Annotated in this window: 24 protein-coding genes, 2 pseudogenes and 1 other annotated feature (1 of these 27 only partly in view); of the genes and pseudogenes, 9 read left to right on the top strand and 17 right to left on the bottom strand. The window is 39.1% G+C overall.

Annotation, left to right across the window (positions count from 1 at the left end; all coding sequences use genetic code 11):
- Positions 1–879: an SDR family NAD(P)-dependent oxidoreductase gene (locus tag I6H78_RS07765; RefSeq protein WP_198459310.1), complete on the top strand. Its 879-nt coding sequence runs from the start codon at positions 1–3 to the stop codon at positions 877–879.
- A gap of 262 nt (positions 880–1,141) precedes the next feature.
- Here the strand turns inward: I6H78_RS07765 and I6H78_RS07760 are convergent, their stop codons facing one another.
- From I6H78_RS07760 to I6H78_RS07735, 6 genes are all read right to left on the bottom strand, one after another.
- Positions 1,142–2,455, bottom strand: a complete 1,314-nt coding sequence (locus I6H78_RS07760) for a glycoside hydrolase family 32 protein (protein WP_198459309.1) — start codon at positions 2,453–2,455, stop codon at positions 1,142–1,144.
- Between the two features lie 9 nt (positions 2,456–2,464).
- The gene (locus tag I6H78_RS07755) at positions 2,465–4,081 is read right to left on the bottom strand and encodes an ABC transporter substrate-binding protein (protein WP_198459308.1); all 1,617 of its coding nucleotides are present in this window, start codon (positions 4,079–4,081) and stop codon (positions 2,465–2,467) included.
- 29 nt (positions 4,082–4,110) lie between these two features.
- Positions 4,111–5,001 (bottom strand): carbohydrate ABC transporter permease, encoded by an 891-nt coding sequence (locus I6H78_RS07750; protein WP_198459307.1) that lies wholly within the window; start codon positions 4,999–5,001, stop codon positions 4,111–4,113.
- 10 nt (positions 5,002–5,011) lie between these two features.
- Positions 5,012–5,929: an ABC transporter permease gene (locus I6H78_RS07745; RefSeq protein ID WP_198459306.1), complete on the bottom strand. Its 918-nt coding sequence runs from the start codon at positions 5,927–5,929 to the stop codon at positions 5,012–5,014.
- 160 nt (positions 5,930–6,089) lie between these two features.
- The gene (locus I6H78_RS07740) at positions 6,090–7,079 is read right to left on the bottom strand and encodes a LacI family DNA-binding transcriptional regulator (protein ID WP_198459305.1); all 990 of its coding nucleotides are present in this window, start codon (positions 7,077–7,079) and stop codon (positions 6,090–6,092) included.
- 235 nt (positions 7,080–7,314) lie between these two features.
- Positions 7,315–8,796: a M protein trans-acting positive regulator PRD domain-containing protein gene (locus I6H78_RS07735; RefSeq protein ID WP_198459304.1), complete on the bottom strand. Its 1,482-nt coding sequence runs from the start codon at positions 8,794–8,796 to the stop codon at positions 7,315–7,317.
- A gap of 296 nt (positions 8,797–9,092) precedes the next feature.
- Here I6H78_RS07735 and I6H78_RS07730 point away from each other — a divergent pair, with 296 nt between their 5' ends.
- The 5 genes from I6H78_RS07730 (at position 9,093) to I6H78_RS07710 (ending at position 11,015) form a co-directional block, all read left to right on the top strand.
- Positions 9,093–9,329: a GlsB/YeaQ/YmgE family stress response membrane protein gene (locus tag I6H78_RS07730; protein WP_000964741.1), complete on the top strand. Its 237-nt coding sequence runs from the start codon at positions 9,093–9,095 to the stop codon at positions 9,327–9,329.
- Positions 9,330–9,428: 99 nt separating this feature from the next.
- The gene (gene amaP / locus I6H78_RS07725) at positions 9,429–9,992 is read left to right on the top strand and encodes an alkaline shock response membrane anchor protein AmaP (RefSeq protein WP_198459303.1); all 564 of its coding nucleotides are present in this window, start codon (positions 9,429–9,431) and stop codon (positions 9,990–9,992) included.
- A gap of 11 nt (positions 9,993–10,003) precedes the next feature.
- The gene (locus I6H78_RS07720) at positions 10,004–10,174 is read left to right on the top strand and encodes a DUF2273 domain-containing protein (protein ID WP_000454669.1); all 171 of its coding nucleotides are present in this window, start codon (positions 10,004–10,006) and stop codon (positions 10,172–10,174) included.
- A gap of 11 nt (positions 10,175–10,185) precedes the next feature.
- Entirely contained in the window at positions 10,186–10,770 is a 585-nt protein-coding gene (locus I6H78_RS07715; RefSeq protein ID WP_198459302.1) for an Asp23/Gls24 family envelope stress response protein, read from the top strand.
- Between the two features lie 41 nt (positions 10,771–10,811).
- Positions 10,812–11,015, top strand: a complete 204-nt coding sequence (locus tag I6H78_RS07710) for a CsbD family protein (protein ID WP_000102421.1) — start codon at positions 10,812–10,814, stop codon at positions 11,013–11,015.
- Positions 11,016–11,237: 222 nt separating this feature from the next.
- On the opposite strand, the gene I6H78_RS07705 is transcribed toward I6H78_RS07710, so the two are convergent.
- The 3 genes and pseudogenes from I6H78_RS07705 to I6H78_RS07695 all read right to left on the bottom strand — a co-directional run bounded on the left by I6H78_RS07705 (position 11,238) and on the right by I6H78_RS07695 (position 12,914).
- A complete protein-coding gene (locus tag I6H78_RS07705) occupies positions 11,238–11,759 on the bottom strand; it encodes a hypothetical protein (protein ID WP_198459301.1) in 522 nt (173 codons plus the stop codon).
- Positions 11,760–11,829: 70 nt separating this feature from the next.
- Positions 11,830–12,355, bottom strand: a pseudogene (locus tag I6H78_RS07700) (thiol-disulfide isomerase).
- Between the two features lie 103 nt (positions 12,356–12,458).
- Positions 12,459–12,914 (bottom strand): GNAT family N-acetyltransferase, encoded by a 456-nt coding sequence (locus I6H78_RS07695; protein WP_084849241.1) that lies wholly within the window; start codon positions 12,912–12,914, stop codon positions 12,459–12,461.
- Positions 12,915–12,983: 69 nt separating this feature from the next.
- Between I6H78_RS07695 and I6H78_RS07690 the strand changes: the two genes are divergently transcribed.
- Complete coding sequence (locus tag I6H78_RS07690; RefSeq protein ID WP_198459300.1) at positions 12,984–13,646, top strand: prepilin peptidase; 663 nt, start codon at positions 12,984–12,986, stop codon at positions 13,644–13,646.
- Here I6H78_RS07690 and I6H78_RS07685 read toward each other — a convergent pair.
- Complete coding sequence (locus tag I6H78_RS07685; RefSeq protein WP_198459299.1) at positions 13,635–14,090, bottom strand: effector binding domain-containing protein; 456 nt, start codon at positions 14,088–14,090, stop codon at positions 13,635–13,637. The genes I6H78_RS07690 and I6H78_RS07685 overlap by 12 nt on opposite strands.
- 78 nt (positions 14,091–14,168) lie before the next feature.
- Between I6H78_RS07685 and I6H78_RS07680 the strand changes: the two genes are divergently transcribed.
- Both I6H78_RS07680 and I6H78_RS09485 read left to right on the top strand, forming a co-directional pair.
- Entirely contained in the window at positions 14,169–15,068 is a 900-nt protein-coding gene (locus tag I6H78_RS07680; protein WP_000687279.1) for a helix-turn-helix transcriptional regulator, read from the top strand.
- A gap of 31 nt (positions 15,069–15,099) precedes the next feature.
- A pseudogene (locus I6H78_RS09485) lies at positions 15,100–15,186 on the top strand (prepilin peptidase); the annotation flags it as partial.
- Here the strand turns inward: I6H78_RS09485 and trpA are convergent.
- The 7 genes from trpA to trpE are packed head-to-tail and all read right to left on the bottom strand — an operon-like array spanning position 15,158 to position 21,417.
- Positions 15,158–15,934 (bottom strand): tryptophan synthase subunit alpha, encoded by a 777-nt coding sequence (gene trpA / locus I6H78_RS07675; RefSeq protein WP_198459298.1) that lies wholly within the window; start codon positions 15,932–15,934, stop codon positions 15,158–15,160. The pseudogene I6H78_RS09485 and the gene trpA sit on opposite strands and share 29 nt — an antisense overlap.
- Positions 15,927–17,150: a tryptophan synthase subunit beta gene (gene trpB, locus I6H78_RS07670; RefSeq protein WP_198459297.1), complete on the bottom strand. Its 1,224-nt coding sequence runs from the start codon at positions 17,148–17,150 to the stop codon at positions 15,927–15,929. Before trpB ends, trpA begins: the two co-directional genes overlap by 8 nt.
- Entirely contained in the window at positions 17,128–17,727 is a 600-nt protein-coding gene (locus I6H78_RS07665) for a phosphoribosylanthranilate isomerase (RefSeq protein WP_198459296.1), read from the bottom strand. Before I6H78_RS07665 ends, trpB begins: the two co-directional genes overlap by 23 nt.
- A complete protein-coding gene (gene trpC / locus I6H78_RS07660; RefSeq protein WP_198459295.1) occupies positions 17,714–18,481 on the bottom strand; it encodes an indole-3-glycerol phosphate synthase TrpC in 768 nt (255 codons plus the stop codon). The genes I6H78_RS07665 and trpC overlap by 14 nt, the downstream gene beginning before the upstream one ends.
- Complete coding sequence (gene trpD / locus I6H78_RS07655) at positions 18,478–19,482, bottom strand: anthranilate phosphoribosyltransferase (protein WP_198459294.1); 1,005 nt, start codon at positions 19,480–19,482, stop codon at positions 18,478–18,480. Before trpD ends, trpC begins: the two co-directional genes overlap by 4 nt.
- Before the next feature lie 10 nt (positions 19,483–19,492).
- On the bottom strand, positions 19,493–20,059 hold the full coding sequence (locus I6H78_RS07650; RefSeq protein WP_198459293.1) for an aminodeoxychorismate/anthranilate synthase component II: 567 nt from the start codon (positions 20,057–20,059) through the stop codon (positions 19,493–19,495).
- The gene (trpE, locus tag I6H78_RS07645) at positions 20,056–21,417 is read right to left on the bottom strand and encodes an anthranilate synthase component I (protein WP_198459292.1); all 1,362 of its coding nucleotides are present in this window, start codon (positions 21,415–21,417) and stop codon (positions 20,056–20,058) included. The genes I6H78_RS07650 and trpE overlap by 4 nt, the downstream gene beginning before the upstream one ends.
- Positions 21,418–21,713: 296 nt before the next feature.
- Positions 21,714–21,889: a binding site (T-box leader), on the bottom strand (it continues 50 nt past the right edge of the window).

Genomic DNA, 21,889 nt, shown 5'->3' with positions numbered 1-21,889 from the left:
ATGGTCAAAACAATTCTAATAACAGGTGCTACTGACGGTATCGGTAAGCATTTAGCAAAAAAACTGGCCAGTGAAGGCCATCATGTCATCCTCCATGGTCGCAATCCTCAAAAACTGGAATTGGCCACTCAAGAGGTTCGTGCAGTGTCCTTGAGAGGCCGAGTGTCTAGCTACTTGGCAGATTTTTCAAAATTAGAGGACGTTTATCGATTTGTGGAGGAAATCAAGCGAGATTTTGAAAGTATCGATGTCTTGTTTAACAACGCAGGACTATATGCCGGGAAAGAGCGAAAAACGAGTACTGAAAACATCGAACGAACCTTTATGTTATCGGTTCTCGTTCCCTATGTTTTAACAACTGAGTTAAGTCCCTTGTTAGAAAATTCGCCTGATGGCCGTGTCATCAATACTTCCTCCTATATGCATCGTTTTGCCAAGGTCAAGGATTTGGACTTTGGATTTGAGAAGAACTACAATCCTGGTTTAGCCTACAATAATTCTAAGCTCTACACTATTTGGATGACACGCTATCTGGCTAGAGAGTTCTTTTTAATAGGTTCAACCATCACCATAAATTCCTACCATCCTGGCTTGATTTCAACTAACTTGGGGAATGATTCCAGTGATGAAAAGACGAAAAAGTCTCTCTTCGGACGATTGATGAAGTCTCTTTCAAAAGATCTGGATGAGGGGATTGAAACAGGCTATTACCTCACCTTATCAGAAGAAATCACTGGTTTAACTGGCTCCTATTTTGATGAGAAGATAGTGAAGGCAGTATCTGAAAAAGGATATGATTTTGAAAAAGCTCAAAAATTAATCGCTTACTGCAATGATAAAATTGAGATGTTTAAACTGAAACATTCTCAGCTAAACTAGAAAAAAGTTCTCTTTCCATTTTGCTTGAAAGAGAACTTTTTCTTTAGGAGAAATAACTTATACTCAATGAAAATCAAAGAGCAAACTAGGAAGCTAGCCGTAGGCTGCTCAAAGCACTGCTTTGAGGTTGTAGATAGAACTGACGAAGTCAGCTCAAAACACTGTTTTGAGGTTGTGGATAAGACTGATGAAGTCAGTTACCTATATATACGGCAAGGCGACGCTGACGTGGTTTGAAGAGATTTTCGAAGAGTATTAATTTTTAATTGATTCGTAATAACTCAGCTGGCACTGTTAAGTAATAAGTTGCAGTCAAGCTTGCTTCGCCTTGATTGACAAAAACCTCGATGGAATTTTTATCTAGAATAACTTCCAATTCTTTAGCTTCAATATTTACATACCGTCTACTGGTATCCAATTCTTCACCCAGAATCTTTTGGGCTAGATGGCTTCGATCAAGGTAAACTTGTTTTGTTTTACTATCATAGCCAAATTCAAGATAATCTGTATCATTTCCTAAGTGGTAACGACAATCGTTGTCAATTTGGATTCTTTTTCCTTTTTTTATAGGGAATTGTCTGAGTTTACCATCTTCCAATCGGAGGATTCTAGGTAGAGTCATGACACCAGCCCACTTGTGACCCTGATTATGATTTGGAAGTGTACGTCCCCACATCTGCATCCAGGCAATCATGATACGACGATTTTGGTCATCCTCTAATGTCTGTGGTGCATAGAAATCTTGGCCATGGTCGATTTCGTCTACTGTTTCAGGAATGAACTGTTTAGCTGCCCAGTCTACCTTACCTGTAACCAAAACAGAAGAATTGATATTGTGGTAAGAATCTCCCTCACGTTGATAGCGCATTGGTGACATAATGATGCAGTCTTTTCCATCTAACTCAAAGTAGTCTGGACATTCCCACATAAAGCCTTGGTGTTCTACCCCTTTTAAAAAGATGGATTCGAACTGCCATTCTACTAGGTTATCGGACCCTAGTAGAACGACACAGCCCACATTATCCTTGTGTTTGGCAGCTACTACGGAGTAATAGCGACCATCTTTTTCAAAGAGTTTTGGATCACGGAAATCAGCCGCAATCAACTCGTCTGGCAAATCTGCTCCTGTTGCAACTGGATTTTGGGAAATCTTTTCAAAGTGAATCCCGTCGTCTGAAAATGCCATATTTTGCACTTGACGGACACCGGTTTCTTCTTCGATGTGTCCAGTATACATGAGCCAGAGGCGATCGTCTTTGACGATAGCTGATCCTGAGAAGCAACCATTGCGATCGTAGTCTTGGTCAGGAGCAAGTGCCACCGGCAAGTGCTCCCAAGTCACCAAGTCCTTACTTTTAGCATGACCCCAGTGCATTGGTCCCCAGACACTATCATAAGGATAGAACTGATAAAAGAGATGGTACTCTCCACGAAAATAGACAAATCCATTTGGATCATTGATCCAGCCAATCTCAGCTGAAAAATGTTCTTCTGGCTTAAATTGATGATTAACAAGATGTTTATTTTCTGCTATAAAACGATTGGCTTTTTCTACTGTAAATGTTCTATCAACCATAATCAACCTCTAGTTCTTATTTGCTTGATATTGATCATAGTATTTTTGCTTGATAGTGAGGTAGTCTGAAAGTCCGTATTTTTCAAGTTCTTTCTTATAGTCTTCCCACTCAGTATCAATATTGCCATTGACAATCCATTCAGCTCGTTTACGGTAGATATAATCATTCATATCTGCCTCGATGTGGGCAATCTTGTCCAAATCTTCCTGAGTCATGAAGGCTCTCGGATAGTTATTATCATTACTCATGTAAGGCACATAGTATTGTTTGATGAGATCTAAACGCCATTTGGCATCATCTGGCATAGTTGTCACTTTACCATAGTAAGAGTCCAAGATAGCAAGCGGCCCACCAACTTCAGTTTTTTGACGAAGTTCTGCTGGTGCAGTTCCGTTTAGTGGCAAATGTTTGAGGCTGTTAGTTGCTTGGTCAAATTCAAAGATATTTTGTTGCTTGTCATCTCCATAAGTTCCCCAGTTGTTTTGAACAGATTGAAGAGGTGCGTATTGGGCATCAATCCATTTAGCTGTCAATTCAAGGTTTTTGTTGACACTAGTGATGACCATCTTATCACGCGCAAATCCCATACCATTTGTACGAGCTACATGTTTTTGACCACTTGGACCAGCAAGGACAGGTAAAACATCATAGCTATCATTGCTTCCTGTGACATTGTTCTTGTCCCACGTGAAATAAACACCGTATTTTTGATCATGACCTTTAGCAATATAACCATTCCAATCGTGTTCAAAAGCTTCCTTATCAATCAAGCCTTTTTCTTGCAATTGACGGATGAATTTCACACCTTCTTTATAGTCATCGTTATCTGCTGTAAAGTCAACTTTCCCATCATTTCCAACTACGATATGATCATCGTTATCCCCGACACCAAAGGCTCCAAAGAGGAATTTAAAGTCTTCATTTCCGTTTCCACTGATAAAAGTAAATGGAATTTCGTCTGCTTCACCGTTCCCGTTTGGATCTTGCGTTTTAAACGCTTCTAAGACTTTGATAAGTTCATCAGTAGTTTTTGGCATTTCAAGCCCAAGTTTTTTAAGCCAATCTTTGTTAATCCAGGCCATATCGTTAACACTGTGGATAGACTCTTTGCCAGATCCAAGTTCTTCAATCCATGGGAATGAATAGATATGTCCATCAGGTGCTGTCATCAATGCCTTATATTCTGGATTTTCATCCATAATTTTTTTTAGATTTGGCATGTATTTTTCAATTAAATCTTCAACTGGAATGATAACCCCTTTCTTAGCCCAGTTCATCAAGTCCACATCTGAAGCACCGTCATTGTGGATAGCGTCTGGCAAATCACCACTAGAAATATCCAGGTTTCTCTTTTCTGCAAAATCTGATTGGTAGTTGGTCCACTCAATATGAACCCCTGTTTCCTTCTCTAAACGTTGCAAAATCAGCTTTTCATTTGGGTCTTTAGGAGCTAGTGGTGAGCTAGCAGTCATAAATTTCAAGGTTTTTGTTTCTTGAAGTGGGAATGTTACGCCCTCCAACTTATAATCTGGACTAGAAGCTGTATTTTTAGAGCCACAGGCTGCAAGCACCGCTAAACTAGCTGTCAACAAAACTGCTGATTTTGAGAATGTTTTGAATTTCATGATAAAACTCCTTATTTTTTTCTATTTTATTAACCTTTAAGTGAACCAGCCATAATTCCTTTATCAAAGTATTTTTGGAAGAATGGATACATAACGATCAATGGTAAGCTTGAAATGACAATGGTTGCATATTTGATCAATTCAGCCAAGCGTTTCATTTCATTCATGGCTGCCTGCGCTCCAATCATGTCCTGACCTGGTTGGCTTTGAATGAGAATTTTACGAAGAACCAGTTGCAATGGTTCCAAGTTTGGATCCTTGATATAAATCATTGCATCAAAGTATGAGTTCCACTGACCAACAAAAGCGTAAAGAAAGAGAACGAACATAATTGGTTTTGCAAGAGGAAGCATGATTTTAAAGAATATCTGTAAATCATTTGCTCCATCAATGACCGCAGCTTCAACCAATTCTTCAGGCAATCCTTGGAAATAAGCTCTAGCAAGAATAATATTCCAAACATTGATTGCACCTGGTACGATAATAGCCCACGGGGTGTTGAGCATGCCCAAATCTTTTACCAATAAGTAAGTTGGAACCAAACCTCCACCAAAGAACATGGTCACAATAAGGAAATAGTTAATCCAACGACGCCCTACTAAATCTTTTTTAGATAAAGGATAGGCAGTGAATACCGATAGTAAGACTGTCAACGTTGCAAAGCCAAAAGAATAGAGCAATGAGTTAATAAAGCCTTTTAGAATGGATTGGTCACTAAATACACGCTGATACCCTTCTACTGTCCAGTCCGCTGGATTAAAACTAATCCCCCTACTAACCAAAACTTTCGGATCCATAAAGGATGCCACTACGATATAAAGTAAAGGAAGCAAGGTAATCAAAACGATAAAGACAATAATGATTTTGTTTAAGAGCAAGATACGTCTATCAAATTTTGTATCCATGATCGAATTTTTCATGTTTTCCTCCTTAAATTCCTTCACCATTATTCATACGTTTAACGATTTGGTTAACAGCGACTAGCAAGACCACATTAATCACTGCATTAAACAAACCGACAGCTGTTGAGTAAGAATAATCTCCCGACACAAGACCAACTTTATAGACATAGGTTGAGATAATTTCAGATGTTGGAAGGTTTAGAGATGTTTGCATCAAGAAGGCCTTCTCATAACCGACATTCATAATGCCACCTGCCGCCAAGATAAACTGGATAACCATGATTGGCTTCAAAGCAGGAAGGTCAATATGCCAGATTCGTTGGAAAATATTAGCACCATCAAGTCTAGCGGCTTCTACCAAGGCAGGATCGACGTTCACCAAGGTCGCTGTATAGAGTGTCGAAGCCCAACCCATTCCTTGCCAGATACCACTAAAGATATAGAGCGGACGGAAGAAGTCTGGATCCGTTAGAAAATCCGCTTTGATACCAAACATAGAAAGAAAGCTATTGATTGGTCCTCCAACTGAAAAGAAGAGGAAAATCATTCCGACAATAACAACTACAGAAATAAAGTTTGGAGCATATAGAATAAGCTGAATCCGTTTCTTAACTTTTTCACTCAAGAGCTGATTGAGCATAATCGCAAGTATAATTGGTGGTAAAAAACCAAGCAACAAGCCATAAACACTCAATTTAAGAGTATTAGCCAACAAGATTCCAAAGTTGGGTGAAGACAAAAATTTTGTAAACTCAGAAAATCCTACCCAGTCACTTCCCATAATTCCTTTTAGGGGATTATAATCTTTAAAGGCTATCAAAACACCATACATAGGAATGTACTTGAAGATAAATGTCAAAACTAAACCGGGGACGGTCATCAATAACAAGAGTTTCTGTTTCTTGATTCGTTCCCAAAGAGAAACTTGCTTCGCTTTGCTATTCATAGCAACCTCCTTTTTGAAACGTTTCAATTTTGTTTCAGAAAAGATAGCGCACGGCGCTCTCTAATCATTATTTGAAACGTTTCAATTTTGTTTTAAAAAATAAATCTCTTTTATTTGACTTCATTTTAACATTGATAGCGTTTTCTGTCAAGACTTACTTTTATTTTTTTGTTGTTTTTCCTTTAATAAATGCTACTGGTAAGATTGTCTGTAAATTAACAGTCTTTCCATCAAGAATATCAAACAAAATACGAACAGCTTCTTTTGCCATTTCTTCCAAAGGTTGTTTAATTGTTGAAAGTAGAAAATTTCTATCTCCAGCCATTTTTATTCCATCATACCCAATAATTTGAACATCATCAGGGATTTGTTTACCATTTGTCTCTAATATTTCAATAACATCTAAAGCAGCGAAATCATTAATGGTAAAAATTCCATCTATGGAAGGATTCTCCACTAAAAATTGCTCTAACTTTTCGTGGTAATCAGAAACGGTCTCATCTAGGTCAAAGATACTAAAAGGTATATTATTTTCTTGGACATACTTCTCAAATGAAATCCTACGTCGTTTCGTTTCATTAATGGTTGTATTGTGCCCACCTACAAAAGCCAAATGCTGACACCCTTTTTTAATGAGTTGCCTCGCGGCTTCTCGTCCACCTGCATCATTATCAGAGGATACACACGGGATGTCAAGATCCGAGTAGGTACGGTCAATACTAACAAAGGGAATTCCTGAAGTTAGGTAGTTCTCAATTGGACTATAGGTAATGGCAACAACTCCATCAACCTTATTATGACGCAACATTTCCAGATAGTCTTGTTCTCGGTTGGTTCCATTTATCGAACATAAGAGCAATTTATTATTTCTCTTATACACTTCATTTTCCACATGCATGGCAAATTCAGAAAAAAATGGATGCCAGATGCTTGGTACGATTAGAGCTATCGTATCCGTTCGATTTTTTTTCATTCCTCTTGCGTAGTAATCCGGAATATAATTCAAGGTTTTAATCGCCTGTTCCACTTTTTTCAAGGTTACTTCTTTGATGCCTTTTTCTTTGTTGATCACACGTGAAACAGTCCCAACGCTAACTCCCGCTTCTAGAGCAACATCTTTCATGGTAATGGATTTTTTTTGCTCTACCATATTCTCACCTCCTTTTAATATATAGTATCATGCAACCGCTTTTTTAGCAACTATTTCTCAATCATTTTTTGACCAGTTTAGTTATCCCGTTTTAAATAATATCCCCTCAAGTATCTTCCAAAAATCACTTATATTTCAACATTTTTGCTTAGTTTTTTAGGATCTTCTGAGTCTAATACAGATGAAATTCTTTTCTTATAAGAAAAAACGCTAGATAGCGTTTTTTTATTCTTAGTTACTCGTCTAATCGAATAAACATCATTGCGTTAAGCAAGGAGATGAGAGCGACTGTATTGACATTATTGGAATAGATCAGTCTCTTATTTTCAATAGGAGGAATAATAAAATTAGAAATAATGATGTCGTAAGGTGATTCTTTTAGAGCATCAAGGGATAACTCTAATTCACCCCAAACCTCCAGTTCAAAATTGTTACTGCAATAGTAAGAAAGTGTCTCAGCTACTGATTTTGCATGATACTGATCAAAATTACTCATGACCAAAACCTTTAATTTAGGTTGATTTTGTAAAAGATTTAACACTAAGTGTTTGCTGTGAGTGATAAAAGTATAAGACAAATGATTGACCTTCATTGAATTACGATCCATATCCAAAGCCTCTAGATAATGTTCAATCCCTTCCTTCACCTCTGAAACAAATCGAGGGAAAATATTTTGAAAGTTTTTGATTGTATTGCCTTTTTGATCAAATAAGATAAACTCTGTCGATAATTCCTGGCGATGCAGATGTGCTGTATTATGCAGATGCCAAATCAGATTATCTCTATTGTCTACTTGGAGATTATACTCTCTTGATACCTGATCTACTAAATCTCCCAATAACTGATACGATTTTTTTACATAGCTGTCTGTTTTTGCATGGTTGAGAAATACTTCTTCATCTATGAAAAACATTTTTTGAAAATAGGATACAAACAGTTGACCTATCACTTCTTTATTCAGAGAGATATGATATTCAGAATCAAAGCTGGCTACAATGTCTTCGATTTCTTCTGCCTGCATGAAAGATTCCAACAATTGATTGTTAAAAGAATTTTTCTCAACTTCCAAGAAATGACCAAACTTTATTCGGTATAAATTTGTTACGAGGAGTAACTTTAACATTCGTTGAGTGGCGAAATTGACAGGAAATGTAGTTTCTTTATAGACCAGTGCCAACAGCTTACACAAAGGTTCTACAGAAAAATCTTCAAAGGGCCATTCAAGGAAATAATATTTCTCTGAAAAATACTGGGCAAAAAAGTAACGGATATCGATTTCATTTCCAGTGATTCGAACTGGATTGAGGCTAATTTCAAAACGATATTGTTTCTTAATAATTTTATTAATGTGACGGATGATACGGTAAAGAGAGGAAGAACTGATATAAAACTCTTTGCAAATACTATCAGTATCACATCCTTCATTAAAGAAGATAAATTCTAAAATTGAAAAATGGGTTGAATGCTTAAAAAAATGATGATAGACCATCTCAATATCACTATCATCGGTATTAATAATACGGATGCCGTTTGTTGAGGAATGAAATATCAAGTCAGGAAAAGAAGACCTGACCTGGGACAAGTCATCTTTTACAGAACGTTCTGTACAGTGCAATAATTCTGCTAGTTCTGAAATATGAAACCAGCGTTTGTTTTCAAATAGTAATTCTAATAATTCTAATTGTCTGTGACTTTTTTTCGATAATAAATCTCTCATGAATAGCTTTTCTCTCTTTATAATAAACTAAACGATTGTCTTTCAATCTTCATGCAATTATACCACATGGGGTGCATTTATCCTCTTAGAACGACTTTTACTTGTCATAAAAAGACTAGTCTAATCCCTTAGAAACCCAGTAGCATCAAGGTTTTCTTATTTATTTGTATCTAAAGTACATGTTTACAGTACGGAATTTAAGACGAACTATTATGTTTCCAAGTTGAGATAGTATATAATTAGTTCAATCAAAGAAATTGACTCTTTGATTTAGAAATAGAAAAGGAGGATACACTATGTTGTGGTCCATTATTGTAGGAGGTCTTATTGGTCTCATCGCTGGTGCAATCACTAAAAAAGGTGGTTCAATGGGATTGATTGCAAATATCTTTGCAGGTCTTATCGGTTCGTCTGTAGGGCAATCTCTTCTCGGAAGCTGGGGACCTTCATTGGCTGGAATGGCTATTATTCCGTCAATCGTTGGTGCTGTGATTGTTGTTGCAGTCGTTTCATTTCTATTTGGTAAAAAATAAGCATTACCTAATAAGAAATTAAAAGTGATAAGCCATAATTTTGAATACTGTAGACAGGTAAAATTATGGTTTAAAGCTTTTCATTTGAAAGGATTTAATATGTCAAAATCAAAGAAAATATTGTTACTTATTTTCTGTATCTTAATCTTGACTATTTTCCTTCCTATTCTCATAGATTATCATCAGGTCAGTGATTTAGGAATCCACTTATTCAGTTGGAGAGATTTCTACGCTGAATTTCTGATTGCTAGATATGTCTTTTGGGGGACACTTGTCCTATCTGTTTTAGTGTTAATTTCAATGTTAGCGATACTCTTCTATCCTAAACAGTATTTAGAGATTCAATTAGAAACTCAAGAAGATACATTAAAACTAAAAAATTCAGCTATTGAAGGCTTTGTTCGATGTTTGGTCATTGATCATCAGTTGATGAAAGAACCAGCGGTCCATGTAAATAGCCGCAAAAATAAATGTTTCGTTTATGTTGAGGGCAAAATTCTTCCTTCAGACAACATCTCAAAACGATGTCTTGTCATTCAGAATGAAATAACTCATGGATTAAAGCAGTTCTTTGGTATTGAACGTGAGGTAAAACTTGAAGTTAAAGTTAAAGAATTTGAGCCTCCAAAAACGACCAAAAAGACTGTTAGTCGTGTAAAGTAAGGAAGTAAAAAATGGAATGGTTTAAAAAATATCAGTATCCAATTATTGCAGGTTTAGTAGGTGTCATTCTCGCTTGCTTTATCTTATCCTTTGGCTTTTTCAAAACACTCTTTGTGTTAATCTGTGGAGCCTTAGGAGCATTTGCTGGATACTATGTTAAGGAAAAATATTTAAATAAATAAAGGAGTCTCGTATGTCAAACGTAGATAAAAATGTAGAAAAAAAAGATGTTGCTGTTGTTTCTCAAGATGTTAAAGGGGAACTCACTTATGAGGATAAAGTCATCCAAAAAATCATTGGTCTTTCAATTGAAAAAGTACCTGGACTTTTGGATGTCGATGGAGGATTCTTCTCTAATCTAACAGAAAAAATTATCAATACAGATAATGTCACTCATGGTGTCAATGTTGAAGTTGGGAAAGAACAAGTTGCAGTTGACTTGAACATTGTTGTTGAATACCAAAAGAATGTCCCTGCTTTGTACAAAGAAATCAAAGATGTTGTCGTATCACAAGTTACAAAAATGACTGATCTAGAAGTTGTTGAAGTCAATGTGAATGTTGTTGATATCAAAACGAAGGAACAGCATGAAGCAGATTCAGTTAGCCTTCAAGACCGAGTAACTGACGTGGCTTCTTCAACAGGAGAATTTGCTTCAGAACAATTTGAAAAAGTAAAATCTGGTATCGGTTCAGGTGTTGCTGCTGTTCAAGAAAAAGTAGGCGAAGGTGTTGAAGCCGTTAAGGGTGAAGCAAAGGAAAATGCTCGCGTACACTAATTCATCTGGTCTAAATCAATCAATTTAAAGGAGGCAGAATCATGTCAACAGAAGAAAAATTAAACCAAGCAAAAGGTTCCATTAAAGAAGGTGTCGGCAAAATGATCGGCGATGAAAAAATGGAAAAAGAAGGAACAGCTGAAAAAGTTGTTTCTAAAGTAAAAGAAGTTGCTGAAGATGCTAAAGATGCTGTCGAAGGCGCTATTGAAGGTGTTAAAAACATGCTTCACAAAGACGAAAAATAAGACTAAAAGTTAATTTATCTTATAACAATAGTAGTCAAAGAGAGAACGTTTACCGTTCTCTTTTTGTGTATAAGACCCTAAAAACGATTCCGATTCTTCGTTAAAAGGAATTGTCAGTCAGTAGGAAAAAACCTTGGAATCAAGGCTTTTTTGCTTGTTTAAAAGAATATAGCCCCTTTTTAAAGAAAGAAAATTGAAAAGCTTACACACTACTAGACTGGCTTATTTATCCACCACCTGAGCTTCAAATTGGGCTGGTTTCTTGTCCACATTGGTAATAGTTATCGTGTAAGGCTTGTTATTGGTTGCATCAAAGACTTTTTCACCTTGGTAACTCACAACAACTCCATCTTTTTCTAAATAAATATCTACTTGCTTGTTTGGAAGTTCTTCATCCTCCTCGTCCAAACCATGGCTTTTTATAATTTTTTGTTCCTCTACTCCATAATATACATCACCATTTCTTTCACTCCAAACACTTGAGCCAGTTAATTTAATCCTGCCTGAATCATTTTTCTTCAAGATGAAGATTGAATAGTATTCCAAATCTTGTGTTCTGGGATTTACTCTTAAGTTGACGGATTGACCGGGTTGAAGAGTGTATTTGCCATAGTTCAAAACTGAAAAGATAAACCAAACTAGCAGCAAACTATACAAGACTCCTATAATCATTCGTGAGCGACTACTTTTAAACAAACGTAAAAGTAACACAAAAGAGACAATAAAAAGCAATTCTGTAAACATTCTTGTCCCTCCTTTCTTATCATCGTTGACGTTCTGCACAGAGTCTCGCATCCATTTCTCACTAGTAACATCAACCATACAAAGTCTGATACATCTTATCTAGAAAAGCTTTCAACTCTTTTCGAACAATCTTTAACAGGCGTTCTTCTTCGGCTTGAGAGATGTTCACACTTTCTTTTTTTTTGATTCCTAATATGTGAATAGTAACTACGTTTTAGGGTTAATTGATTGTCTAAAATATAGTAGGCATTTATTTTTTCCTCATTTACCATTGTTTCAAATAAAACCGAGACTTCATCCCTGCCAGGATTCAACATTTTCAAATCAATGTCTCCTTTTATCCCTATGGAGCCAATTCCTCCATCCAAGCGGATAGCACCGTCGGGAGGAACAACATAACCTGCTTTTTGCATGTCAGACGCATATTTCCCTGAATCCATTAAACGATGTAAGACAGCTATATTGTCCTTTTCTTCAAAGGAAGCCTTTAATTGGATGCGTTCTTGGTGGCTTTGATACTGAAAATAAAGATTGATGCCAACAACTAAGGCAAGTACAGAAGCTAGCAAAATCCGTATTTTTCTAGGTCTTGACATTTTTTATCTCCTCTATCTAAGAAATCATAGAAGTCTTGTTTCTAACTTTGAAAGATAACTTCCTTTTCCTTGAAAATCCTTGGAACTCTATCTCAAGTGACTGCTATCTCCCCTTTTTCATGATGTATTTTCGTATAGGTGTTTCAACCATTTGAACGATTTCAAATCCTTCTTTTTGGTAAAGATTGTAAGCTGTTTGATTTGCCTCGTAGACATTTAGAGAAATAGTATCTATGTCTTCATTTTCAAAGGCCAAACTAACAAATTTCCTTAAAGCCTGGCTACCTAAGCCTTGTCCCTGTTTCTGGGGGTTGATAAAAAATCTCCCGATATGAAGATTCCTGTCTTCTAGTCTGATTTTCTGGATAAGCCCCACAAACTCTTGTCCATCAAAGATTGAAAAGATTCCTTCCAAATCTTGCAAGATTTGAATTGTTAAGGGAAAAGGAATCATTGTTCCCATCCATTGTTCTTGAAAGGATTTGCCAAGGGAGTTGGACCATTGGCATAAGAGCTGAGCGTTTTCTATGCTCACATTTTCTTCAAAACGAATCATCATCTTGACCTCACCATCTTATCAATGTTTCTTTATTATACTACTTCTTCTATTTTTTACGAATAGATAAGTATGATTGATCTTTATTTTTTTCTCGTCGGGAGCATTCTCGCTTCCTTTCTCGGTTTGGTCATTGACCGTTTCCCTGAGCAATCCATTATTCGACCAGCTAGTCACTGCGATTCCTGTCAGACTCGCTTGCGTCCGTTAGACCTAATTCCTATCCTCTCTCAGGTCTTCAATCGCTTTCGCTGTCGCTATTGCAAGGTACGCTTTCCTTTCTGGTATGCCCTTTTTGAACTAGGCTTAGGGCTCATCTTTCTGTCTTGGTCTTGGGACTTTCTTTCCTTGGGTCAAGTCATCCTAATCACTGCTGGTTTGACCTTGGGCATCTACGACTTTCGCCATCAGGAATATCCTTTACTAGTCTGGCTGACGTTCCACCTAATCCTCATGGCTTTCTGTGGTTGGAATCTGGTTATGCTCTTCTTCCTTGCCCTTGGAATCATGGCTCATTTTATCGATATCCGCATGGGCGCAGGGGATTTTCTCTTTCTGGCTTCTTGTGCTCTCGTCTTTAGTGTGACCGAATTACTCATCTTGATTCAGTTTGCTTCTGCGACGGGGATCCTAGCTTTTCTCCCGCAAAAGAAAAAGGAAAGACTTCCTTTTGTGCCTTTCCTCTTACTTGCTGCGACTATAATAATTTTCTATCAGTTCTTATTAGTTTGTTGAATTGGGAACCCAAAGCTCAACTTCTGCATCCATGGGATTACCGTTTAAAAGTATTTCTAAGATAATTCCATCATTGTAAAGCGAGCTATATTCTCCCTCAAAAAAGTTATCCTCCAATTTGTCAAACAAGAGTCTTGATTTATCACCACTGGCTGAGCTTACTAAATAATCTTTCTCTGGGACAAGAATGCTTTCGTAACCTGCCACAACATTATTTGCCGCAACTCCTGCGTAGTATTGTATACCATCTTTATGAGGAACTATCAAAGCATAGCCTCTTTTATCTATGGAATGGGGCATCAATTTTCCCAGCATTCCTTCTTTAAATAACTGATTATAGAATGCCGTTTTCTCTTTAGAATAGTGATGTTCATGAACTGTAGTTCCTTCTATCAAAATACTCTTGCCAACTAAGGTAAACGATGGTTTAGTTTGATGTTTCATTATATGAACTCCTTTCTTTATGGTATAATCATAACAAAAGTAATATGACAACTATCTGTCATATTTAAGGAGAAAATTATGAAAATCGACCGTCAAATGGGGATTATTTCTCATTTAGTAAATAAACGAAAAACAACAGCTAAAGAATTATCAGAACTTTTTAAAGTCAGCACACGAACTATTATGAGAGATATTGATGATTTATCTCTTGCAGGCATTCCTCTCTATGTAATGAAAGGAAAAAATGGAGGCATTTTTCTTATGGAAGACTTCCAAACTGATAAACCTCCCCTGACCCAATCCGAGAGGCTTTCGATCGAATCTGGTTTAAAAAGCCGTTATCAAGTATTGGAAGATGCCTCTACTTTCAATGCTATATTGAAATTAAATGCTACCAATACATACTCTGATTTCGAAATTGATTTATCTCTATCTCAAGGGAACTTGGAAATACGAACTTTGATTTTTAAGTTATTGGAAGCTATCAGAGGTAGAGTAAAAATAAAATTTTCCTATATTAATTCACAAGGACTGGTGAGTCAAAAAAATTGTGAGCCTTACCGTATTGTCTATAAGGACCGGAGTTGGTATATGGATGCCTACGATACTGATAAAGCGCGTTTTTCTGTTTTTAAAGTTGCTAGAATTAGTGAACTTACTCTCTCCGATACTTTTTCAAAAAGACATTTTACACCACTTCCCTATGATGGTGGTGCTTGGATGAATGAAAACAAAGTACCTGTCATCCTGCATGTCCAGAAAATTGTTCTTGATCGATTTGTGGAACTCTTAGGCTATAATGCCATAAAACCTATTAATAGCGATATTTACGAGATTACTTATCCGTTAAACGACAATGATTGGGGATACAATACCTTGCTTGCTTTTGGAAAATACATCACTGTTATATCTCCTAAGCATTTCCTGAAACATTTCACCAACTATATAGATACCATTCATAAGCAATACCCAAACTAATATTCAACTGTCATTCATGAACTTATACCCTCAAAAGAAAAAGGAAAGACTTCCTTTTGTGCCTTTCCTCTTACTTGCTACTTGTTTGATTATTTTTGGTAAGCTACTGCTTGTTTGATAAAGTCCTCAATCGGCTCTCCTTGGTGGAGAGCTTTTACAATTTTCGAACCAACGATAACACCATCTGACACCGCATTGAAGCGTTCTACATCGGCTTGACTTGATACACCAAAACCTGTCAAGACTGGAATGTCAGCTACTTGATGCAATTGTGCCAAGTGCTTGTCCAAGTCTGCTCGGTAATTGCCTGACTTCCCTGTCACCCCATTGATGGCAACGGCATAGACAAAACCTTCTGCTCCTTCAATCAACTCTTTTTGACGCTCAAGTCCTGTTGTCAAGCTAACTAGGGGAATCAATGCAATATCTGTATCTGCCAAAAATGGCTCCACAAAGTTGGCATGCTCATGAGGCAGGTCTGGGATAATCAATCCTTTAACCGCTGTATCTGCCAAATCTTTGACAAATTTCTCCACACCGTACTGAAAGAGGGGGTTAAAGTAGGTCATGATAACAAGCGGAACCTCTGTTTCAATGGTTTTCAAGGTTTCAACCAAAGCCTGGGTCGAAGTCCCCTGAGCTAAACTGCGCAAGCCTGCTTCTTCGATAACAGGTCCATCTGCAACAGGGTCAGAAAAGGGAATACCCACTTCAATAGCTGAGACACCCAAATCTTCTAAAAAGTGGATTGTTTCAGCGAGACCATCCAAGCCTTTCTCATGGTCTCCAGCCATGATATAGGGAACAAAAATTCCTTTTCCAGCTGCTTTGATAGCATTCAATTTTTCTGTTAGTGTCTTAGGCATGAGCTTCTCCCTTCTTTGCTGCATCTGCTTCCAAGCGGTCTTTGACTTGGACCACATCCTTGTCCCCACGACCTGATAGACAGACAATCATTGACTTTTCTGGTCCGAGTTCTTTGGCCAATTTCACCGCAAAGGCAATGGCATGGCTAGATTCCAAGGCTGGGATAATCCCTTCCACACGAGACAAGAGTTGGAATCCTTCCAAGGCTTCCTCGTCAGTCACAGGAACATAGCTGGCACGTTTGATATCGTGGTAGTGAGAATGTTCTGGACCGATACCTGGATAGTCCAAACCTGCTGAGATAGAGAAGGCTTCAAGAATTTGACCATGGGCGTCTTGGAGCACATCCATGAGGGAACCGTGAAGAACACCTGGACGGCCTTTGGTCAAAGTCGCTACGTGATGCTCTGTATCTACACCAAGTCCAGCTGCTTCAGCACCATACATGGCTACTGACTCATCTTCTACAAAGGGATGGAAGAGTCCGATAGCATTAGAACCACCACCAACACAAGCTACTAGGGCATCTGGCAAATCTTGGCCGGTCAAGTCACGGTACTGTTGTTTAGCCTCTCGACCGATGACACTTTGGAAGTCACGAACGATTTCTGGGAAAGGATGAGGCCCCAAGGCAGAACCAAGGATATAGTGGGTGTCATCGATGTTAGCTACCCATGAACGAAGGGCTGCATTAACTGCATCCTTGAGCACGCGCGAACCATCTGTCACGGCCTCAACCTTAGCTCCCAAAAGCTCCATACGGAAGACATTAAGGGCTTGGCGTTTAACATCTTCCTCACCCATATAGATGGTACATTCCATGTTAAAGAGAGCTGCAGCAGTTGCAGTTGCCACACCGTGCTGACCAGCACCTGTTTCAGCGATAATTTTCTTCTTGCCCATGCGTTTAGCCAGTAAAACTTGTCCCAAGGCATTGTTAATCTTGTGGGCGCCTGTATGGTTGAGATCTTCACGTTTAAGGTAAATCTTGGCTCCGCCGATATGCTGGGTCAAGTTTTTTGCGTAGTAAAGAGGCGTTTCACGTCCTACATACTGGCGCAAAAGTTGGTTTAATTCCTCTTGGAAACTGGGGTCTGCCTGACTTTCACGGTAGGCCTTCTCCAAGTCCAAAACTGCTGTCATCAATGTTTCTGGGACGAAACGTCCGCCGAATTTTCCGTAAAATCCATCTTTATTTGGTTCTTGATATGCCATGCTTTACCCTCTCTATAAATCTTCTAATCTTTTCATGATCTTTTTGTCCATCTATCTCCACTCCGCTTGATACATCTACTGCATAGGGAGTAAAGTGTTGAATTGCTTTTACTACATTATCTTCATTAAGCCCACCTGCGATAAAGAAGGGCTGAGCTAGTCCTGTCGTATCCAGTTGACCCCAGTCAAAGGTCTGGCCACTCCCAGCAACAGGGGCATCAAAGAGGAGATAATCTGCCTGAGAATTTGGCACATGTCCATTTCCATCCACTTGCACAGCCTGAATACTGGCACAAGGTAAATCCTCAAACAAATCATCCCCTACCTGACCATGAACTTGAATCAAGTCCAAGCCAACTTTTTCAATCGCTTCTAACAGTTCTGCCCGACTTGGTGAAACAAATACACCAACCTTTTTTACGTCTGAAGGAATGAGCTTTGCCAGCTCATCAGCCTGTTCCAAGGTCACCTGCCTTTTACTAGGTGCGAAGACAAAACCGATATAGTCTGATCCTGCTGATACGGCTGTCTCTACCGCTTCTTTGGTCGATAGTCCACAAATTTTAACCTTTGTCAATCTGCAACTCCTTGATTCTTTGAGCCACATCCTCTGCCTGCATAAGAGCTGTTCCCACCAAAATTCCGTTAAAATATGGTGCTACTCGTTCCGCATCCTGCCCTGTGAAAATAGCAGATTCAGAGATGTAATAACGATCTTCCTTAAAGTGCTGGGCCAAGTCTACACTGGTCTGCAAGTCGACTTCAAAGGTGGTCAAATTGCGATTATTAACCCCAATAATCTCAGCACCAAGTCTGTGGGCTACTTCTAGTTCAGCTAGATTGTGGGTTTCCACCAAGACTTCCAGTCCAAGCTCTGTCGCGTAGTCATACAGTTCCTTGAGACGTTCTTCTGACAAGGCAGCCACAATGAGCAAAATAACTGTCGCACCGGCATTGCGAGCACGGATGATTTGCTTTTCATCGATGATAAAGTCCTTGTTGAGCGTCGGAATCTCTACCTGACTGGAGATCTCTCGTAGATAATCCAAATGTCCTTTAAAGAAAATCTCATCTGTCAAAACCGAAATCATCACTGCGCCGTTTGCTTCATAAGTCTGGGCCTGTTGCACAATATCCACATCGAGATTGATATCTCCCAGACTAGGGCTAGCTTTCTTGACCTCAGCGATTACCTGTAATCTGTCCTGATGATTCTTCAAAAATTCTGCCAAGCGATAGGTCTGGCGCAAGGGCTGGATTTGCTCCAGCTCCATTTGCTCGACTTCACGCGCCTTCTGCTCTAAGATTCGTGCTAAAAATTCCTGACTCATTTTTGGTACTCCTGTAACAGTCTGAGTTTTTCAATGGCCTTGCCACTAGCAATCACTTGACGGGCCAAGGCAACACCTTCTTTAATACTATCAACCTTACCATTAGCATAGAAACCAAGACCAGCATTTAGAACTGTCGTTTCCAAAAATGGGCTTGGTTCGTTTTTAAGAACACTAAGCAAAATTTCTGCATTTTCCTGAGCATTCCCTCCACGAATATCTTCGATAGCGTAACGTTCCATCCCCAGATCCTCCGGAGTGAAGCTTGACAAGGTGATTTCGCCATTTTCAAGAAGAGCAATATTGGTTGTTCCGTTCAAGCCAGCTTCATCAAGCCCTTCTGGTCCAGCAACCACGATGGCACGTTTGCGACCCATATTTTTCAATACCTGAGCTGTACTTTCTAGCAGTTCTGGACGACTAATTCCAAGAAGCTGTGTTTCCAAGGCCATTGGATGAATCAGGGGACCAGTCAAGTTCATAATCGTAGGAATCCCTAATTCCAAACGAGCTGGCATAATGTACTTCATTGCTGGGTGCATATTTTTAGCGAAGAGAAAGACGATTCCAGTTTTATCGAAAACCTTACCTAGTTCAGCTGGTTTGAGGTCAAGATTGATGCCCAATGCTTGAAGGACATCTGCCGAACCCGATTTAGAAGAAATCGAGCGGTTACCGTGTTTTGCCATATGAATGCCGCCACCAGCCAAGACAAAGGCTGCAGTGGTCGAAATGTTAAAGCTGAAGGACTTGTCTCCACCAGTACCACAGTTGTCCATGGCGTCATGGATTTCAGTTGGAATATGTTGGGCATGGCCTCTCATGACTTGGGCAATGGCTGTGCGCTCTTCAGGTGTTTCCCCCTTCATCTTAAGGGCCAAGAGGAGAGAAGCAATCTGCGCCTCTGTTACACGCCCGGTTACGATACGCTCGATGACATCCGTCATTTCCACACCTGTCAAATTTTCAAATTTTGCTAATTTTTCAATAATCTCTTTCATCCTAGTTTCCTCACTTTACAACCTTCTCGATAAAATTCTGAATAGAAGACAAGCCGTCTGGCGTTCCGATACTCTCTGGATGGTACTGGAAGCCATAAATTGGAAGGGTTTTGTGTTGAATTCCCATAATGGCTTGGTCATCAGTCGAACGAGCTGTCACTTCAAAGCCTTCTGGCATTTCTTCAATCAAAATACTGTGGTAACGCATGACTGGACGACCATCCTCAATACCTTGATAGAGAACAGAAGGCACTTCAAAGCTGATATGGCTCTGTTTCCCATGCATAACTTTGGGAGCCAAGCCTAACTGTCCACCAAAGACTTCTGCGATAGCTTGGTGACCCAAACAAATTCCTAGAATCGGCTTCTTACCTGCAAAGTCACGAATCATGTCTTCCATCTTTCCAGCATCAACTGGCCAACCTGGACCAGGAGAAAAGACCAGACCATCTGCTTTTTCAGCTTCTTCATACAGTTTGGAATCATCATTTCTCAAGACCTGTACTTCTGCAAAATTCCCGATGTATTGGGCCAAGTTATAGGTAAAGGAATCATAGTTGTCAATCAATAAAATCATGGTCTTAGTTCTCCAATTCTAGTCATAGATTTAGCCTTGTTAATGGTTTCTTGGTATTCGTTTTGGGCGATGGAGTCGTAGACAATCCCTGCCCCAGCCTGCACATAGGCTGTTTGATTTTTAAGAATCATAGTTCGGATGGCAATGGCCAAATCCATATCACCCGTCGCAGACAAGTAGCCAATTGCTCCTGCGTATAGGCCACGTTTTTCTGTTTCCAGTTCATAGATGCGTCTCATCGCCCGAATCTTTGGTGCTCCTGAAACTGTTCCAGCTGGAAGTGTAGCTTTCAAGGCATCCATGGCAGTTAGTTCTGGAAGCAAACGCCCCTTGACCACGCTGGTCAAATGCATAATATAGCGGAAGAGCTCAACCTCCATATACTTGGTGACTTGAACACTTGCTGTTTCAGAGATTCGACCGATATCATTGCGTCCCAAGTCTACTAACATCCGATGTTCTGCTGTTTCCTTCTCATCAGAAAGCAGGTCAGTCGCCAAGGCCTTGTCTTCTTCATCCGTAGCCCCTCTTGGTCGCGTACCCGCAATCGGATTGGTTGTCACGATGCCGTTTTTGACAGAAACCAAACTTTCCGGACTGGCACCGATGATTTGATAATCCCCAAAGTCATAGAAATAGAGGTAATTGGATGGATTGGTCACGCGGAGATTTCTATAGAAGTCAAATGGATTTCCAGTAACTTCTGCTGAGAAGCGTTGACTGAGTACACATTGGAACATATCTCCGTTACGAATCAAGTCACGAGTGGTTTCCACCATTTGCTCAAACTTCTGAGGAGCAATATGCGATTTGAAATCCAACGGAGATAAATCCAAGTCTTCAAATTCATTTGGAGCAGGGTTGCGTAATTCCTCCAGCACTTGGTTCAAAGCTTTTTCCAAATCTTCTTGGCTGCGATTGCTATAAAGAGCATCCTCAATGACATGGATTTTTTCCTTCTTATGGTCAAAAACTATGTAACTCTCATAGACAAAGAAATGCATGTCTGGCGTCCCAATGGTATCTTGAGGAATCTGGCCAATCTCTTCATAAAGAGAAATCATATCGTAACCCACAAAGCCAATAGCTCCTCCACCAAAAGGTAGGTCTGAATGGTGCTGACTCTTATGAGTCACTTCATAAAGGAAATCCAAAGGATCCCGATCAATCACTTGACCATTTTGATAAAGAACTCCATTTTCAAACTTAATCTCAAAAACTGGATTATAGGCTAGGATAGAAAATCGAGCTGTTTCCTTGTCTCTCGGAATACTTTCTAAGATAACCTTGTGTTGCCCCTTTAGGCGCATATAAGCCAAGATTGGTGATAAGACATCTCCATGAATGATTCGTTCCATTGTAATTTCCCTTTCAGTTCCTTATTTTTAATCTTTTTCTATTTCCCTTAAATAGTGCGGACGGGAGCAACTTTCTCCAAAATTTCATCCCTAATTTTTGAGCCTTAGGTCTCAAAAATTCCGTTCTAGATAAGCATCTTTGCTTCTCTAGAATACCACTATGGCGGGAAATAGCGGTTCAATGCTCACTTCGTTCACAAATATTTTATAGAAATCTATCTATTGATGAAGTATAGTTTAAAACTGATGACCATATCTACGATAAATATATAAAAATCCCCACGCAAAATAACTTGCGTGAGGACGAAATTCGCGGTGCCACCTCAATTATAGGATTTCTCCTATCTCTCATTCCTGTCTTAGAAAGATTCTGTAACAGGCTGTGCGATAAAGGGCACTCCCTTGAGAATTATGTTTTCTTCTCTCGTTTCAGATGGACCCAACCTTACAGCATTCTCTGCTTGTTTCCAGC

The organism is Streptococcus oralis (genome assembly GCF_016127915.1).
Lineage (GTDB): Bacteria > Bacillota > Bacilli > Lactobacillales > Streptococcaceae > Streptococcus > Streptococcus oralis_BO.
This window is presented reverse-complemented; position numbering and strand designations above follow the sequence as displayed.